Annotated in this window: 18 protein-coding genes; 6 read left to right on the forward strand and 12 right to left on the reverse strand. The window is 55.4% G+C overall.

The window, feature by feature from the left end; genetic code table 11:
- Window positions 1-37: 37 nt before the first annotated feature.
- Window positions 38-1,003, reverse strand: coding sequence for a pyridoxamine 5'-phosphate oxidase family protein (locus SIB88_RS07475; RefSeq protein WP_412557762.1), 966 nt, complete (start codon window positions 1,001-1,003; stop codon window positions 38-40).
- A gap of 73 nt (window positions 1,004-1,076) precedes the next feature.
- Window positions 1,077-1,694 (reverse strand): glutathione S-transferase family protein, encoded by a 618-nt coding sequence (locus SIB88_RS07480; RefSeq protein WP_412557763.1) that lies wholly within the window; start codon window positions 1,692-1,694, stop codon window positions 1,077-1,079.
- 132 nt (window positions 1,695-1,826) lie between these two features.
- Here SIB88_RS07480 and SIB88_RS07485 point away from each other — a divergent pair, with 132 nt between their 5' ends.
- Entirely contained in the window at window positions 1,827-2,741 is a 915-nt protein-coding gene (locus tag SIB88_RS07485) for a LysR family transcriptional regulator (RefSeq protein WP_412557764.1), read from the forward strand.
- A 29-nt stretch (window positions 2,742-2,770) separates the two neighbouring features.
- Here the strand turns inward: SIB88_RS07485 and SIB88_RS07490 are convergent, their stop codons facing one another.
- From SIB88_RS07490 to SIB88_RS07500, 3 genes are read right to left on the reverse strand one after another with little or no spacing between them, the layout of a single operon-like run.
- On the reverse strand, window positions 2,771-3,433 hold the full coding sequence (locus SIB88_RS07490) for a flavodoxin family protein (RefSeq protein ID WP_412557765.1): 663 nt from the start codon (window positions 3,431-3,433) through the stop codon (window positions 2,771-2,773).
- Between the two features lie 9 nt (window positions 3,434-3,442).
- Window positions 3,443-4,660: an adenylate/guanylate cyclase domain-containing protein gene (locus tag SIB88_RS07495; protein ID WP_412557766.1), complete on the reverse strand. Its 1,218-nt coding sequence runs from the start codon at window positions 4,658-4,660 to the stop codon at window positions 3,443-3,445.
- A gap of 33 nt (window positions 4,661-4,693) precedes the next feature.
- The gene (locus SIB88_RS07500; RefSeq protein ID WP_412557767.1) at window positions 4,694-5,584 is read right to left on the reverse strand and encodes a LysR family transcriptional regulator; all 891 of its coding nucleotides are present in this window, start codon (window positions 5,582-5,584) and stop codon (window positions 4,694-4,696) included.
- Between the two features lie 205 nt (window positions 5,585-5,789).
- Here SIB88_RS07500 and SIB88_RS07505 point away from each other — a divergent pair, with 205 nt between their 5' ends.
- The 3 genes from SIB88_RS07505 (at window position 5,790) to grxC (ending at window position 8,022) form a co-directional block, all read left to right on the forward strand.
- Window positions 5,790-6,761, forward strand: coding sequence for an alpha/beta hydrolase family protein (locus tag SIB88_RS07505; RefSeq protein ID WP_412557768.1), 972 nt, complete (start codon window positions 5,790-5,792; stop codon window positions 6,759-6,761).
- Between the two features lie 114 nt (window positions 6,762-6,875).
- The gene (locus SIB88_RS07510) at window positions 6,876-7,640 is read left to right on the forward strand and encodes a ComF family protein (protein WP_412557769.1); all 765 of its coding nucleotides are present in this window, start codon (window positions 6,876-6,878) and stop codon (window positions 7,638-7,640) included.
- Window positions 7,641-7,764: 124 nt separating this feature from the next.
- Complete coding sequence (gene grxC / locus SIB88_RS07515; RefSeq protein ID WP_101245924.1) at window positions 7,765-8,022, forward strand: glutaredoxin 3; 258 nt, start codon at window positions 7,765-7,767, stop codon at window positions 8,020-8,022.
- A 102-nt stretch (window positions 8,023-8,124) separates the two neighbouring features.
- Here the strand turns inward: grxC and SIB88_RS07520 are convergent, their stop codons facing one another.
- The 3 genes from SIB88_RS07520 to SIB88_RS07530 form a co-directional block, all read right to left on the reverse strand.
- Window positions 8,125-9,462, reverse strand: a complete 1,338-nt coding sequence (locus SIB88_RS07520; RefSeq protein WP_412557770.1) for an NAD(P)H-dependent oxidoreductase — start codon at window positions 9,460-9,462, stop codon at window positions 8,125-8,127.
- A 24-nt stretch (window positions 9,463-9,486) separates the two neighbouring features.
- A complete protein-coding gene (locus SIB88_RS07525) occupies window positions 9,487-10,281 on the reverse strand; it encodes a phytanoyl-CoA dioxygenase family protein (protein WP_068519650.1) in 795 nt (264 codons plus the stop codon).
- A gap of 63 nt (window positions 10,282-10,344) precedes the next feature.
- Window positions 10,345-11,016, reverse strand: coding sequence for a GntR family transcriptional regulator (locus SIB88_RS07530; RefSeq protein WP_068519651.1), 672 nt, complete (start codon window positions 11,014-11,016; stop codon window positions 10,345-10,347).
- Window positions 11,017-11,290: 274 nt separating this feature from the next.
- Between SIB88_RS07530 and SIB88_RS07535 the strand changes: the two genes are divergently transcribed.
- Window positions 11,291-12,115 carry a carbon-nitrogen hydrolase family protein gene (locus SIB88_RS07535; protein WP_286885128.1) on the forward strand — a complete coding sequence of 275 codons (825 nt, stop codon included), beginning with the start codon at window positions 11,291-11,293 and terminating at the stop codon, window positions 12,113-12,115.
- A gap of 60 nt (window positions 12,116-12,175) precedes the next feature.
- Here SIB88_RS07535 and SIB88_RS07540 read toward each other — a convergent pair whose 3' ends face one another.
- Window positions 12,176-12,577, reverse strand: a complete 402-nt coding sequence (locus SIB88_RS07540) for a VOC family protein (protein ID WP_412557771.1) — start codon at window positions 12,575-12,577, stop codon at window positions 12,176-12,178.
- A gap of 230 nt (window positions 12,578-12,807) precedes the next feature.
- On the opposite strand from SIB88_RS07540, the gene SIB88_RS07545 reads away from it, so the two are divergent.
- The gene (locus SIB88_RS07545; RefSeq protein WP_412557772.1) at window positions 12,808-13,347 is read left to right on the forward strand and encodes a YHS domain-containing (seleno)protein; all 540 of its coding nucleotides are present in this window, start codon (window positions 12,808-12,810) and stop codon (window positions 13,345-13,347) included.
- A gap of 124 nt (window positions 13,348-13,471) precedes the next feature.
- Here SIB88_RS07545 and SIB88_RS07550 read toward each other — a convergent pair whose 3' ends face one another.
- The 3 genes from SIB88_RS07550 to SIB88_RS07560 are packed head-to-tail and all read right to left on the reverse strand — an operon-like array spanning window position 13,472 to window position 15,979.
- The gene (locus SIB88_RS07550; RefSeq protein ID WP_412557773.1) at window positions 13,472-14,833 is read right to left on the reverse strand and encodes an FtsX-like permease family protein; all 1,362 of its coding nucleotides are present in this window, start codon (window positions 14,831-14,833) and stop codon (window positions 13,472-13,474) included.
- The gene (locus tag SIB88_RS07555) at window positions 14,830-15,561 is read right to left on the reverse strand and encodes an ABC transporter ATP-binding protein (protein ID WP_412565938.1); all 732 of its coding nucleotides are present in this window, start codon (window positions 15,559-15,561) and stop codon (window positions 14,830-14,832) included. Before SIB88_RS07555 ends, SIB88_RS07550 begins: the two co-directional genes overlap by 4 nt.
- The gene (locus SIB88_RS07560) at window positions 15,539-15,979 is read right to left on the reverse strand and encodes a hypothetical protein (RefSeq protein WP_068519656.1); all 441 of its coding nucleotides are present in this window, start codon (window positions 15,977-15,979) and stop codon (window positions 15,539-15,541) included. Before SIB88_RS07560 ends, SIB88_RS07555 begins: the two co-directional genes overlap by 23 nt.
- Between the last annotated feature and the right edge of the window lie 31 nt (window positions 15,980-16,010).

The raw sequence follows: 16,010 nt of genomic DNA on the forward strand, positions 1-16,010 counted from the left end.
GCGTCTTGGTCCGCCGCGCAATCAACCATCAAACCATTCAGCCATTCGCACCAGTCATGCGCAGCGGAAATGCGCCGGGACGATGGATCCATTGGCTTGGTCGAAATGCGACTAGGCGTTCCGCCCCGTCATAATTTGCCAGCATGGCACCGCCCATGATGATTTCGGCATTGCCGGTAATCTGCAACATGTCGCCATTGGTAAAATCAACAAATACCAGTCCGGCCCGCGGATTGATCAAAAGATTGCCGAGCGTGTTAAAAAAACGGTTTCCGGCATAATCGGGAATGATCAGGGTTCCGTCATCCTCGATATGGACAAAGCCCGGATTGCCGCCGCGATGCGATACATCGACATCCCGCCTTTGATCATTATGATCGATATAGGACGCGATGAAAAATGTGTCGCTGCGCGCAATCAATGCACGGGCATCGTTTGAAAGGTCATGCTCGCCACGGGTAATTGTGGCGCCTGCGGGGGCAGAATGACGGGAAATGTCGAGATCGCGCGGGGTGATATATTTCGGGCAATTGCCAAAACTGTGCCCGACCGTGATGTCAAACGATGTTTCATTTGTGCGACTGATTGTCCCATTCAGACGATTGCGACGACGGGTATGAAGCTCGATCCCAAGCAATCCGATGGCATCACCGTCTTCCATCCCGGCATCAGCCGGGTCATTCCCGTCGCGCGGCAGCGTGACGGCAAGGTGATAGATATCGGTCGCAAACAAAAAGCCCGGCTTGTTGGCGCGAAGGGTGGCCCACGGTCTGCCATCGGGATCGACACTGCCCAACACGACGAATGGCAGTTGCGGGTAAAACAGGCGGTGCTGTTCGATCAAATGATCGCGGAGCACCTTGCGCCCGACTTCCTCCATGCGCGCATCGACACCCAAAATTTGCTGAAGACGGATTTCTCCAGCATGCCAGGGGGTGGGGGCACCATCTGACACAGGCGGTCGGGGGGAGTGCGGGTTTTGGGTGTCGATGCGATCAGACATGGGTGCGTCCTTCAAACAAGGGGGCAGCAGGCAACAGGCAGGTGGCAGCCGGCATGGGGTCAGGACCGGGCGTTCAGGAAGACGCCAGCATCTCGGCCGGGGCATGCATGAAGGGCACAAAACCCGGCAATTCTTCGATCCGCGACAGCCAGTCGCGAACCTTGCCATAGCTTTCAAGGTCAACATTGCCTTCGGGCGCGCGGGCAACATAGCTGTATAGCGCGACATCGGCGATGGTCGGATGATCGGCTGCCAGCCAGTTCTGGGTGTTCAGATGGGCTTCCATTAAACCAAGGATGGCATGGGCGCGCGCAATCACTTCATCGGGGTCAAAAGGTGCGCCAAACAGGGTCACAAGACGGGCGGCACCGGGGCCAAAGGCGATCTGCCCTGCCGCAACCGACAGCCATCGCTGTATGCTGGCGGCACCTTTTGGGTCTTCGGGCAGCCAGTTGGTCGCCCCCTGCTTCTTGGCAAGATAGACCAGAATGGCATTTGAGTCAGAAATCACCGTCTCGCCATCCTGCAGGACCGGAACCTGCCCAAATGGATTAAGGGCGAGAAAGTCGGGCTTCTTGTGCGCACCGCTGGCAAGATCGACTTCGATCAGTTCATGATCAATCCCCAAAAGGCCAAGCATCAAGACCGCACGATGGGCATGCCCGGAAATCGGATGGTAATAGAGTTTCATGGCAGGTTTCCCTGTGATTGCGCTGTAAATGTCGTGCTATGATGTCTGTTTCGGAAAATTTATAGAATTCGCATCTTATGCAATTTATTATTCCGATAAATGAAATAATAGTCGTTGCGAAGGAGGCTGTACTTGGATCGCTTCAACGCCATGAAGGTCTATGTGCGTGTGGCCGAGGAACAAGGCTTTGCCGCTGCGGCCCGCGCCCTGAATATGAGCCCGGCCGCCGTCACCCGGACCATTGCCCAGCTTGAAGATATCATCGGCGCGCGCCTTCTGATCCGCACGACACGCACAGTCACAATGACCGAGGCCGGGACACGGTATCTGGCTGATTGCAAACGGTTGCTGGCGGATTTGCACGAAGTCGAAGCCGCGGCTGGCGGGGCATATGCCCGCCCAAGCGGGATGTTGTCGATTACCGCACCTGTGCAGTTCGGACAGATGCATGTTGCCCCGATTGTCGGGCGCTATCTTGATCAATATCCTGACATGCGTGCACGCCTGATGCTGTTTGACCGCATCGTCAATATCGTCGAAGAAGGCATCGACCTTGCGGTGCGGATCGGTCATCTTGCCGATTCATCGCTTTCTGCCATCCGCATCGGGCAGGTGCGCCAGGTGGTTTGTGGCGCGCCGGCCTATTTTGACCGTGTCGGGGTGCCTGAAATTCCTGCGGATCTGGCCGGGCACCGGATCATTGCCACCACCGGTTCATCGGCAAGGCTTGATTGGCAATTCAACACATTGTCGGGGGCCGGGCGCAAAATACAGGTTTCCCCGGATGCCAGATGGCAGACCAATTCGATCGAAGCGGCGCGAAAAGCCGTAATTGACGGGTGGGGGATCATGCGCATGTTGTCCTATCAGGCCGCACCCTTCATTTCCAATGGCAGCCTGCAAACCGTGCTTGATGATCATGCCCCCGACCCGGTGCCGGTTCATCTGGTCCATCCCGAAGGCCGCCACGCCCCGGCAAAGGTCCGAAGTTTTATTGATCTCGCTGTCGAAACCTTGCGATCAAACCCGGTTCTGAATTCCGGTTAGCCATGCCGGCCTGACCGAGGAACCTGGGTCTATTTGCCTTGTGGATCTGCCGTTTGATCGGTCAGTTCCCAGCGTGCATCGATTTCCTGAAGCATATCCTCGGTCGATAGCTGCTGACCCATGCGCCCGCGTTTGACAAAGCGATGATCAAAGGAAACAGCACCATTTGTCCGGACAAGATCACGAAACTCGTCAATGAAGCTTTGTTCAAATTTGCTGTTAAAGGTGTTGAACAAAACCACCCGTTTGCCATCAAAACGATGATGGCGGGCAAATTCCCAGATCGGCGGTGCAGGGCTGTAAAGCCAGATCGGTGATCCGAGATAGATCGTGTCATAGGGGCTAAGGTCAATCTCGGCGGGTGTCACAGCCGCCTGATGGTTGCGGGCATCGATTAAAGCCCTGATCCAGCCGATAATGCCAAGTTTGTAATCGGGGGCCTCAATCCGGAAAATGCGCGCGCCAAGCTGATCTGCGACATGATGGGATGCAAGGGCTGTGTTCCCGGATCTGGAAAAGAAAACGACCGCGGTGGTGCTTTCAGACACAGCTTCACGCTGTTGCGCACTCAGGAACTTTTCGGCCTGACGTGCCTGACTGTTTTCTGTTTGTGTGACAAAAAGCGTAACGGAAAGTGCGCCAATTAACGCGATGGCGACAATACCGATCACAATCCAATGCCATAACACCATGATGTTTTCTTATTCCTGTTGCAGGTTCAAAGGAGACAGGATTTCGATCGGATGGCCTATATTGCGCAGTTCAAAGGTGCCGTGGGAATGCCAATTGCCGGGGCGGATGGCTGCAAAGGCATCTGACACCAGAACGGTTTGCGACAGTTCCTTGCACTTTGCTTCGATCCGGGCGGCTTCGTTGGCAGCACTGCCGATAACGGTGAATTCAATCCGTTCCTTGGTTCCGATATTGCCATACATCACCTTGCCGGTATGAAGCCCGATCCCGAATTCAAGGGCCGGTTCCCCGCGTGCCTTTCGGTCCTCATTGATTGTTTGGGCACGCTTCATCGCGTCATGGGCAACGGCCAGCGCCGCATCACAGGCATCAATGTCGCGCTCATAACGCTCAAACGGAAAAATCGCCAGTGACGCATCACCGATATAGCGCAAGACCTCGCCGCCACCGGCAATTACGGCACCTGCGGTAATGTCGTAATAGTCATTCAGAACTTCCAGAAATCCCTGAAATCCATATCGCTCGGCCAATTTGGAGGACTGTCGAAGATCGCAGAACAGGATGACGGCTTCGATCAGGTCGCCGTCACCGCGCTGGATTTGTCCGGACAGAACACGGTCGGTGGAATAATTGCCAAGATAGGCCCGAAGGATGTCTCCAACCAGACGGCGTTGCGACAATCCTTTGATTTCAGCGCTAAGCGGAAGTCGCAGACGTTGCAAAAGTGCGACGGCCTTTTCGTCAAATCCGCCGGGCGCTTTTGTTGTCCAGCTAAATATCGTGCCTTCCTGACCAATGAGGTTGGTTTTGCGGTCGTCAAAACCGGTCAGTTGAATGATGTAGTCGGTAGCACCTTCGGCGGCGAAGCGACTGAAAATCTCGAAGCGGTCGCGGTCCCTGCCATTGATCTGATATCGGGCTTCTTCCTTGCCGTTCAGGAATGTCTCGCGGACGGGGCTTTTTAGCCATGCGTCGCTTTTTTCAAGTCCGCGGTCATAGGTTTCGGCAACAATGCCTTTGCCGCGTGACCAGGAATAGCTGCCCGCGACAAAAAGCGGATGAAGCATTGGCATCCCGATATGCACACGGATCAGATCAAGGCCGGCTTCGTTCAGCTTTTCCACCAGTTCGGTCAGAAGCGTTTCGACATCCCATCCCTGAATGGAGCGCCGGTGCAACCAGTTGCTCAGTTCATCGTAAAGGCTGTCGCTTGTCATCGAATTCATGAAGTCCCCGTGATTGCTACCGGATGCGTTAACTTATCTGGGAATTGACGGACGGTATCGCACGGCATCAAGGAAAAGTTTGAAAGCTGGCGAATGGTGACGACGGCTCGGATAATACAGATGATACCCCGGAAGCGGCGGCACAGCATCATCAAGTACCTTGATCAATTTGCCTGAACTTAATGCATTGGTCACCTGATCTTCAGGAAGATAGCCAAGACCAACACCGTCAAGTGTCGCATCAAGAATCAGATCGATGGTGTTAAAGACGAGCGGCCCGTCCACCCTGACCCGGATTTCTTCGCCATCCTGCATCAAGCGCCATGCATTGAGGGTTTCCGAACTCGGAAGACGCAGATTAATGCCGCGATGTCTGGCGAGGTCCCGCGGGCTTTTAGGGGCAGGGTGGCTTTCGAAATATTCTGGCGACCCGACGATGCACATCGGGATATCTGCGCTGATCCGCATGGCAATCATATCGCGCGCCACATGTTCGCCCAGACGGACGCCTGCATCAAAACGGTCGCTGACTACATCGGCCAATCCGTAATCCACCGTGATCTCGACCGTAATATCGGGATTGGATTTCAAAAGGGCGGACATTGCCGGATTAAGCACCGTCTTGGCAGCATGTTCGACAGAGGTGATCCGGATCGTTCCGGCGGGCTTGTCACGAAATTCGCTTAGATCAGCGATGCTTTGATCAAGTTCATGAAGCATCGGCGCAAGTTGATCGACCAGTCGCTGGCCAGCTTCGGTTGGCGCAACACTTCGCGTTGTGCGCGCCAGTAACCGAACCCCCAGCCGTTCTTCAAGGCGACGGACAATCTGGCTAAGTGCTGATTGCGACAGGCCAAGTTTCCCGGCGGCTCGGGTAAAGCTGCGTACTTCGGCAACGACGACAAAGGCTGTGAGATCGGCCATTTCATCCCGGCGCATTTATCACCTGATTTATAAGTTCATGCACAATTCAGTATCTAATCACTTTCTTGGTGATGCGCTACCTTTTGTTTGTCGCTGATTGATCGACGGTTTCGGACTGTCCTCTGTTCCCGGACCCGACATATGTGACGCAGAGTTTCTGAAATGTCCGCAGGACGGACAGAGTTGCAATGATAGGAGAGTTAAGATGTCTCGCATGTCGAAGGAGCGTATGGAAGCAGCATTCAAACAGCTCGAAACCATTTCGCCGGAAGACTACGCAAAGGTCCAGGGACTTGCGGAGATTGTGCGACCGTTGCGCAGCGTGATCCACAAGACCCCGGATGATTACGGTATGACCGGCTGGTATGATCTGGTGATCCCGTCAGATGATGGCGTGCCGCTGGAAGCCTGGTACATCCCGGCAAAGGGCGGTGAAAGCAACAAGCTTGTGATTTTCAACCACGCACTTCCGATGTGTCGTGCCGGCTTCCCCGGGCATCTTGGCGCACCATGGAGTGCCTATGACGCGGTCGAAATCGACTTTGTCATTCAATACAAACATCTTACCGATGCGGGCTATAACGTCCTGACATACGACATCCGCAATCATGGCAACAGCGGGGCTGCCAATGGCGGGCTAAGCGGGATTGGACAATGGGAATGGCGCGACTGCGTCGGTGTAAAGAAGTTCGTCGATAACCACCCCCGTCTGTCGAAGATGAAGGTGGCACTGTATAGTCAGTGCATGGGTGGAAACTCGCAATATCACGCCATTCACCGCCATCCGGAGCTTTTTGAAAATGTCAGCTGCATGGTCAGCCCGATGGTTGTTTCAATGTCGGCAATCTATGACGCTTTCTCGGAGCTTCAGGGCGTTTCGCAATATCAGGAACTGATCGATCTTGAATTGCTGAAAATGGGTGGTTTTGTTGCAGCCGAAATGACCCCGCATCTTTGGGCGCCAAGTGTCACGATGCCGGTTCTGATGGTGCAGGTTCTCGAAGATGCATGGACCCGCAACCCGGTTGACGGGCAGACAACCTTTGATCTTCTGGGCAGCAAGGAAAAGGAACTGTTTTGGATCGAAGATACGCCCCATCGGTTCAAGGATGGCTATAACCATTTCGGTCGCCATCCGGAAAACGTCCTGTCGTTCCTTGCAAAGCATATGGGCTGATACTGTACTGATATCCAAAAAGCGCGAATGCCTTAAATGCGGCATTCGCGTTTTGCGTGTGATATCGTGGGTCGGTTGGTGATGCTGATGTGACTGGGGATCACGGGAATGGTAATGGCGTTGTTGCGCACGGTTGGCCGGATCGGGATTGATGCCATCCTGCCGCCGCGCTGTGGCGGGTGTGGCGCGATTACCGAAACCACCCATGCGGTCTGTGCCGATTGCTGGGCGGGACTGCGGTTCATATCGGCCCCGCAATGTGCCTGTTGCGGCTATCCGTTTGAACTTGATGATAGCGCTAACATCCCCGGAAATGAGCAGCCTGACGGGCAGGTGCTGTGTGGAAACTGTCTGCAAAAGAAACCGGCTTTTGATCTGGCGCGGGCTGCACTTGTTTATGATGATCACAGCCGCGATTATCTGCTTCGGTTCAAACATGCCGATCGCACCGATCTGACCCCGCTTCTGGCACGCTGGCTTTATCAGTGTGGCAAGGGGATATGGGATCAAGCGGATTTGATTGTGCCGGTTCCGCTGCATCGGCGGCGGTTATTGCATCGTCGCTATAACCAGTCGGGATTGCTGGCCGCCAGATTATCAAAAATGACCGGCATTCCCTGCGATGGATTGGTGCTGGGGCGCAAGCGAAACACGCGCAGTCTTGGCGGGCTTGGTCCGTCATCGCGCAAACGTGAAGTCGGCGGTGCTTTTGCCATTGATGACACGCGGGCGCAGCTTTGCGGGCTTGATGGCGGGCGGGTTGTTTTGATTGATGATGTGCTGACAACCGGGGCAACCGCCAATGCCTGTGCCCGGGCGTTGAAGCAGTCGGGCGTCATGCACGTATCTGTGATCACGGTTGCACGCGTCGTACGATGACGCGTTGCAAAAAATCTGTTATACAGCCGTCATCAGAACAGTTTTCCGCGCCGTATCAAATGTTCAAAGCCCGGTTTACGGGGCTTTTGGCATGATCGGCTGCTTGAAAAAGGATGAATGCCCAATGGCAAAAGTTGAAGTGTATGCCACCGAATGGTGCCCCTATTGCAAACGTGCCCGCAAGCTTCTTGAAGAAAAAGGCGCGAAATATCAGCTGATCGACGTGATGATGGAGCCGAAGCGCAAAAAGGAAATGATGGACCGTGCCAATGGCCGTCATACCGTGCCGCAGATCTTCATCAATGACGAACATATCGGCGGTTGCGACGAGCTGATGGCGCTTGAAGCTGCTGACAAGCTTGACGCAAAACTGTCGGCATAAATCAGGTCATCCTGACCCGCACATGTTAAAAACCCCGGCCTTTTTGTGGCCGGGGTTTTTTGCTGGTGGCACGGGGGACGGGGCGAGACTGATTTGCGAAAATCAGGAAAAGACCTTTTCCATTTCCTTGCGGAATGCGATTGCCGGGTCCGTGGCGTCAAATTCGACATCATCCCAGGTCAGGGTCTGGTCCATCCCGACCGGGCGTTTGATTTTAAGATGGTGGGCAAGGCCGATCGGCAGTGCATTGCGTGCACGCGATGCGCTGGCCGGGGCGAGTTTGCCATACACCGTATAGCCCCCTTCACCATCCAGCATCTCGCCGGGTTTAAGATCACGCTTGGCGGTGGCGACTGCATCGCCCGACCAGGCGCGTGATGTGCCGGTTGCCTCACCGCGCAAGGCCGCCGATGCCACCGAAATGCCCAGTTCCAGCCCGATCAGGTGATAGGGTTTATACATGGTGGAATATTGCCCGCTTGGATCGGTCAGAAGGCCATATTCGTTAAAGCATCTGGCGACATAGTCACTGGGGGCTTCAAATGTCACATAGACGCCCCAGCGCAGATCGCGAAAGACCGGGCGGGTGTCACGTTCAAGACTTGAAACAACTTCGACCGTACCTTTGCGATCAAGGATGCCGCCACTTTCACGCGGACAAAGCAATCGGGGAAGGTCATCAACCCCGCAGGCCGGGAATTGCAATCCGCAATCCTGGGGCACCAGATCACAGGCATTGGAAACAGCGGCCATTTCAATGGCGGATTTGGTGCCATCAAGGAAGCTGTTGAAAATTTGCGGGTTCATGCCGCCGGCCTGTGCCTGCTCCGGTGTCAGACCATAGTGATGCCAGACATCATCAGGGGTTACATGGTGATAGATCGGAAGATATTTGGTGCCCTTGCCTGCGCAGGTTACCGGCAGGCCAATGGCGCGCGCCCAATCAACCATTTCCGAAATCAGAGCCGGCTGATCGCCATAGGCCATGGAATAGACAAGACCGGCGGCCTCGGCCCGCTTGGCAAGAAGGGGGCCTGCAAGCACATCGGCCTCGACATTTACCATGACGATATGGCGACCATATTCGATGGCCTTTAGCGCAAAGCGAATACCGGCTGACGGGCTTCCGGTTGCATCAATGATGACTTCAAGCCCGTCAGCGGCGATCAGGGCGTCGGCATCATCGGTGATCCAGGTCGTTCCGTTTTTATACGCACTTGCCGGGTCGGTTGCGGAAAACCGGTCATCGGACCAGCCAACGCGGCGCAATGCCGCCTTGGCCCGGTCGATGCCAAGATCTGCGATGCCCAGCACATGGTAGCCCGGATGATGTCCGGCCTGACTTAAAAACATCGATCCGAATTTACCGGCACCGATAATGCCAACCCGGACCGGATTGCCTTCATCGGCACGCTTGCGCAGTTTTGCATCGAGATTCATTTATCTTCACTTCTCCGGCAGGTGTTATGCGGCGGTGCGCTTGGCGACCAGTTCTTCAAGGCAGTTATCCGCAAGCGGTTCGATCGGCGTGAAATCGCGGTGCGCAATCCACGGTTTGCGATTGAATGCCCGAATATGGTTCGAAACCGCACACAGGCTGAGATACACAATCGTGCGGTCAAACGGGCTGATATTGGGCGGGCTGGCATGGACCAGATTGCCGTGGAACATCACAACCGAGCCGGCCGGACCGATCGGGGCTTCGCAGCCGCCGTCATCGGCAAGTTTGGTCACGGTTTCACGATCAAGCGTCCAAAGCGGATAGGACGTGGTTTCAAGATCATGACCGGCCTGAAGCACGCCTGCCTTGTGGCTTTTGGGAATGAAAAGAAGCGGGCCGTTGGCCGGGGTCACGTCTTCGAGGAACAGGGCAATGTTGAACGCGCGCGGTTCGGGCATTTCATCATCGCGTTGCCATGTGCCGTAATCCTGATGCCACTGCCAGACAGCGCCATCAAAGGCGGCCTTGGCGTTGATCTTGTACTGATGCATGTAGACCTGTTCTTCAAGATACTGAACAACCGGTTCGATCAGGCGAGGATGGGCGCCTAGACGGCGGTGGGCTTCGTTATAGGTATGTGCGGCAAAGGCGGTTCGGGCGACGCCGGATTTCTCGCGCCAGACCTCTTCGCGGTCGGATGCGTAAATCTGTTTGGCTTCGGATAACAGCAGGGCGGCTTCTTCGCGTGAAAAAAGTTCAGGCAAAAAAACAAAGCCATCTTCGCGAAATTTCGCGAGTTCGGTCTCACTGAGTTTCATGACGTTTCCTCCGCGCCGCACATTCTTGTTTATTGTGTTGCGGCTGATGCCCGCTTCGGGCGGTTAATTGGTGTGGTGATCGGTATCCTTCATATTCGAGATCAGGCGATGCTTGGCATTGTGGGTATGTTCAATGGCCAGCATTTGGGCACGGTCGCCATCGCCGGCACAGATCGCGTCGGCGATGGCTTCATGTTCCGTCCAGATCGGATCGCGGGACGATCCGGTCTGCAGGTCTGCATGCATCACACGCCGAATTTGCAACCAGACGGCCGCTGATGCTTCGGGCAAAAGGGGGTTGCCCGACAGACGATAGATCGTTTGATGAAATGCGACGTCGGCTGCAACAAGTTCTGCGGTGTCGCCGCTGCCCAGGGCGTGGTTTCCCTGTGTGATGGCAGCCCGCAAAGCCGATTCCCGGTCCGGGGCGTTGGATTGGGCGGCAAGACGGGCGGCGAGCCCGTCAAACGCTTCTCGCAGGTCATAAACGTGACGGACCAGATCGGCATCAACAGGTGCCACGCGATAGCCGCGCCGCCCCATCGGTTCGACCAGTCCGTCACGACGCAGCAGCCCCAGAGCTTGCAACACGGGTTGCCGCGAGACATTGAGTTCCTCAGCCAGCGCTTCCTGACGCAAAGGTGTCCCGGGAGGGAGAGCACCGGAACACAAGGCATCAACCAGGCGGTCATGCACTTCGTCAGTCAGACTTTTTCGACCGGAAAGAGGTTCCATCTTCGATCCTTCTTAGGTGTACGGAATACTGTATACAGTAATTTCGACCAAGGAAAGGTGTAAGTTGCAATCAGGACTGTTTTGGGGGCATACGGCTGATCACGCGCCTGCGCGGACGTGACGTTTTGTCATTGCGTACGGGTGCTGGGCATCATGACCGAAAGGCGGTGCGATGGTCATAAGGTGCGAAGTTCGCACTGATCGAATTGCGTATTGTCGCGCGTGACCGACAGGGTCATCATGGCAGGGATAATGATAAAAAGGAGAATGCATCATGACCCGTTTCATTGCTGCCTGTGTCCAGGTCAATTCCCGTGACGTCATGTCCGACAACCTTGCGCGTGCGGCGACCTATGCGCGCGATGCCCATGCGGCAGGGGCCCGGTTGATCGCATTTCCTGAAAACGTATCCATGATGTCCTTTGGCGGGGAAAATGTCCGCGCCGCAGCCTTTCCCCAGGAAGAACATCCCGGCCTTGGCTTCTTTGCCGATCTGGCCCGGGAACTTCAATCAACCCTGATTGTCGGATCGCTCCATGTAAAGGTCGCGGGCGAAGACCGGGTGGCAAACCGCTGCTTTGTTATTGGGCCCGATGGCAATGTCATCACGTCCTATGACAAGATCCATATGTTTGATGTCGATCTTGCCAATGGGGAAAGTTACCGCGAAAGCAAAACATTCCGTCCCGGCGACACCGCCAAACTTGCGGAGACCGAGTTTGGCAAGATCGGTGTGTCGGTTTGCTATGACGTGCGGTTCCCGCATCTGTTTCGCGATTACGCCAAGGCCGGTGCCAAGATCCTGAGCATCCCGGCGGCCTTTACCCGAACCACCGGACAGGCGCACTGGCATACGCTTTTGAAGGCGCGGGCGATTGAAAATGGCTGCTTTGTCATTGCCGCTGCCCAATGTGGCGATCATCCGGGTGGGCGCCAGACATTCGGCCATTCCCTGATCATTGATCCGTGGGGCGAAGTTCTGGCCGATGGCGGGACCGATCCCGGCTTTGTCACAGCCGAGATCGATCTGTCGCGCGTTGATGAAATCCGGCGCATGGTGCCGTCCCTGCAAAATGGTCAGACCTATAAGCCGTGCTGACCATGTGCCGGTAAGGCTTGAGGTTCGAGGTTCGCGGTCTAAGCTCCGATGTCGAAGTGGTCAGGAATAACTGACCACTTCGAACTCGATATTGTCGGCATCGCGGAAATAGAACCGCCGTCCCGGTTCGTAATCGGCGTGATTATGGGTCGTGAAACCCGATGCCTTGATCTTTTCTTCGGTCGCATCAAGGTCATTGACCACCACGGCAATATGGTTCAGGCCACCGCGCGTCTGATAGGTATTGTCGCGTGCATCACGGGCGCCGTTTGAACTGTCGGCTTTGCCGGGGGCATAAAGTGCGACGTAACTTGAACTGTTGCCGACGTGATAGGTTTCACCGTCATGGATTGACGGGCCTTTCCAGCGGACGTTCCATCCGAACCAGTCATGCAGAAGACTTGCCGTTCGGGCGGGGTCGGAAACGGTAAAATTCACGTGTTCCAGAAATGCTTCACTCATGGCGTTTCCCTTTCAATGTAAAGGAGAAGGGTGGGTTTGTTCCTTGGTGGTAATTCCTGAAGTAAGGTTGAGGTCAATAGCCAAATTGCATTGAATTTGCAATTTTATCTGATCGGGATGACAGATTGCTCACAGGGCCTCACGAAACAGTGTCGCAACGTCATTTCGATTTTCAGGCTGTGCGGGGCACTCTTGGTCATCACGGAAACCCAAGCGGAGAGACAGCACCAATGTTGAAGAAAACACTGACCGGGGCGATTGTCCTTTTTGCCATGTCGGGCGCAGCCCTGGCGGGTGAGCAATATGTCGACGAAACCGGCTTTGCGATCAGCGGCTATGACGCGGTGGCCTATTTCAATCTGGCGCAAAAAGACGATGGCATGATGCAGCCCCATGCCGTGCCGGGCCGCGCAGACATTACCGCCGATTATAATGGGGCGACCTGGGCCTTTGCGACGGCTGAAAACCGCGACATGTTCCTGGCCGATCCGGCAAAATATGCCCCGAAATATGACGGGCATTGTGCATATGGTGTTGCCAAGGGGGCAAAGGTTCCTGCCAACCCGAACCTGTGGCGGATCGTTGATGGCAGCTTGTATCTTAACATCACCCCGGAAGTCGCCGAAACCTGGAACAGCGATATCGCCGATTACATTATGGATGCCAATGATGAATGGTCCGATCTTGAACCGAAATCGGCGTCTGATGACAGCTGGATGGACATGAGCGACAATGACGGCACCTATGACATGGCAGCACCGATCAAATAAGCGTTAAGCCCCATACCACCCATAGCGCCCCATACTGCCCCGCCATATTGCCCCCCATGACAAAACACCCCGGCCAGAATGGTCTGCCGGGGTGTTTTTTAGATCGGTTACGGATCAGATCAGGTCAGGAACCGCGCAATGCGCTGACCACCGGGCGGCGATACAGCAAAAAGGCGGGCAGGGTTGCCAGGATCAATCCGATAATGACAAAGCCACCCGCCAGCATCAGTTCTGATGATCCGAGCGATGCCTGCATCGCCATTCCGGTTTCGGCGGTAAAGATCCGCGATACAGATTGCGCCACCATCCAGCCAAGCCCAAGACCGCAAATCGCGCCGGTAACCACCAGCAGGGAGACATAACTCCAGATCGCGGAAAAGACATAACTGCGCGGCGCACCAAGGGCCCGCAGAACGGCAAACTGTTTGCGATAAAGCTGCATCAGCGCAAGGATCGCAGCCAGAATTGCCGCAACCACAAGCGCTTGTGACCCCAGCGCCATGGCCCGCATCACCGATCCGGCATTGCCAAGCAGACGATACATCTCGACCAGGACTTCGGCCGGGAAAAAGGCGGTGGAATGGTCGGTGCGATAATCGGACCGGATGGTATAGGCCGCGGCAACGCTTTTGGGTCTGACGACAATGGCAGGGACACCGGGCAATTCATCAAGATCAAAGGGCGGGCCGATGCGGGTTACGTGATGATGGTCATCATGTTCGTGTGCGTGATCATGGGCGTCTTCGTCGTGATCTGCTGCATGGTCATGATCGTGGTCATGGTCGCCATCATCATGGGCATTGGCTTCTTCATGTTCATGATCTTCGTGATCCTGATGATCATGTTCATCAAGGGCAAGTTCATGATGCCCGGTCGGTAGGGCATGAAGATCCCAGACCTGTTCGACCGCCACAATAATGGCGCTATCCCATGGGGTGCCGGTCGGCTGCATTTTGCCAACTACATGCAGTTCCGCGCCGTGATGATGATCAAGGACTTCTTCGGGGCCATGGCCGTGGCTGGGTTCAAATTCATCACCAATGGCAAGCGGCACGGCAGCACCGACCACGGCCTGTTCGATGGTTTCAAACACATGCCCGCTGGCAAGCCCGCCAGACAGATAGGTCACGAATTGCGGCGTTGATCCGACAATCGAATGCCCCTTCCAGCTGTCGCCAAAGGCAAGCGGGGCAGCAATTTCAACCCGCGGATCATCAAACAGCTTGCCCCAATAAGGACCATCAAGAAGATTGATGGCGCTATGTTGCAGGAAGATCGAATTCATGACGATTTCGGTCTGGCTTCCCGGGGCTGCGATCAGGATATCAAACTTGTCGGCCGCCTGTGCACTGCCCTGACGGAGCGCACGTTCCTGTGCCGTCAGGCCAACACCGATGGCAACCGCAACCGCGATCAGAAGAACAAACAGAATGTTCATGATCCAGTGCCGTTTCAGGCTGGCCATCACGATGGGAAACGGGTTCATGCAAGCTCAGCCTTTTCCTTGATGTTAGCGCTATCATCAATCAGGGCGCCCTTGTCAAAACGCAGAACGCGGTCGCAGCGATCAATCACATCCTGATCATGACTGACGGTGATGATGGTGCGGTTCGACCTGGCCAGCGAAAACAGGGTGTCTGTTGCGGTTTTTGATGCGGCGTCATCAAGGCTTGCGGTTGGTTCGTCGGCCAGAATGACGGGTGGATCAAACAGCAGGGCACGGGCAATGGCGACACGTTGTTGTTCACCGCGTGACAAATCAGATGTGCTTTTGCGCGCCAGCGGTACGCCCACCTGATCAAGAAGTTCGTGGGCGCGTTTACGGGTGGCATCATCAATGCGCCAACCGATAAAACTTGCCGGGATCAGAACGTTGTCAAGCGGGCTGACTTCATCAATCAGGTGGAAATCCTGAAAAACGAAACCGATGGATTTGCGCCGCCAACGATCTGTTTCACCTTCGCCCAGGGTGGTGATATCCGTGCCGTTCCAGATGATCTTGCCGAGGCTTGGCTTCAAAAGGCCGCTGATCAGATACAGCAGGCTTGATTTGCCTGATCCGGACGGGCCGGAAATGCCGACGGTTTGCCCGCGATCAATCGCAAGATTTCCGATTTGCAACACAGGGGGCTGGTTTTTCCCGTAATGCAGGCTGAGTTCTTCGATGCACAAAAGCACGTCAGAGACGGGCTCAGATAAGTTCGAACTGGGCATCGACAAGTCGGACAAGGCTGACAAAACCGGTTTCCTCATCTTTGGCTTCACCGAGTTCAAGAATACCGGTGGTAATGATCGGGCGATTGAATGCCACCGCATCAACCGTATCGCGGGTGCGGACAAAAACGATGTCACTTGGCCAGTCTGCCGATGTTTCACAGAACGGGCAGACCGCCATCGGGCGCTGGGTCAGGACAAAAAAGGATGCATCTGCCTTAAGCGGCGGGGCCATGAAACCCGGAACCGTGATGATTTCGCGCGATGCGGCAAAGGCTTTTGCCTCGGCGGAAAATTCGGCCTGTGTTTTGTAAAGGTCGCGAATTTTGATGCGGCTTTGCGCGAATGCCGGACGGGTCAGGGCAAGACCGATTGAGGCAGAGGCACCGGCAATGAATGTGCGGCGTCCGATGGGCATGGGAAGTCTCCGTCAAACAGAAGCACCGGTC

This window comes from Thalassospira sp. MIT121401, assembly GCF_047125595.1.
In the GTDB taxonomy this organism is placed as follows: domain Bacteria; phylum Pseudomonadota; class Alphaproteobacteria; order Rhodospirillales; family Thalassospiraceae; genus Thalassospira; species Thalassospira povalilytica.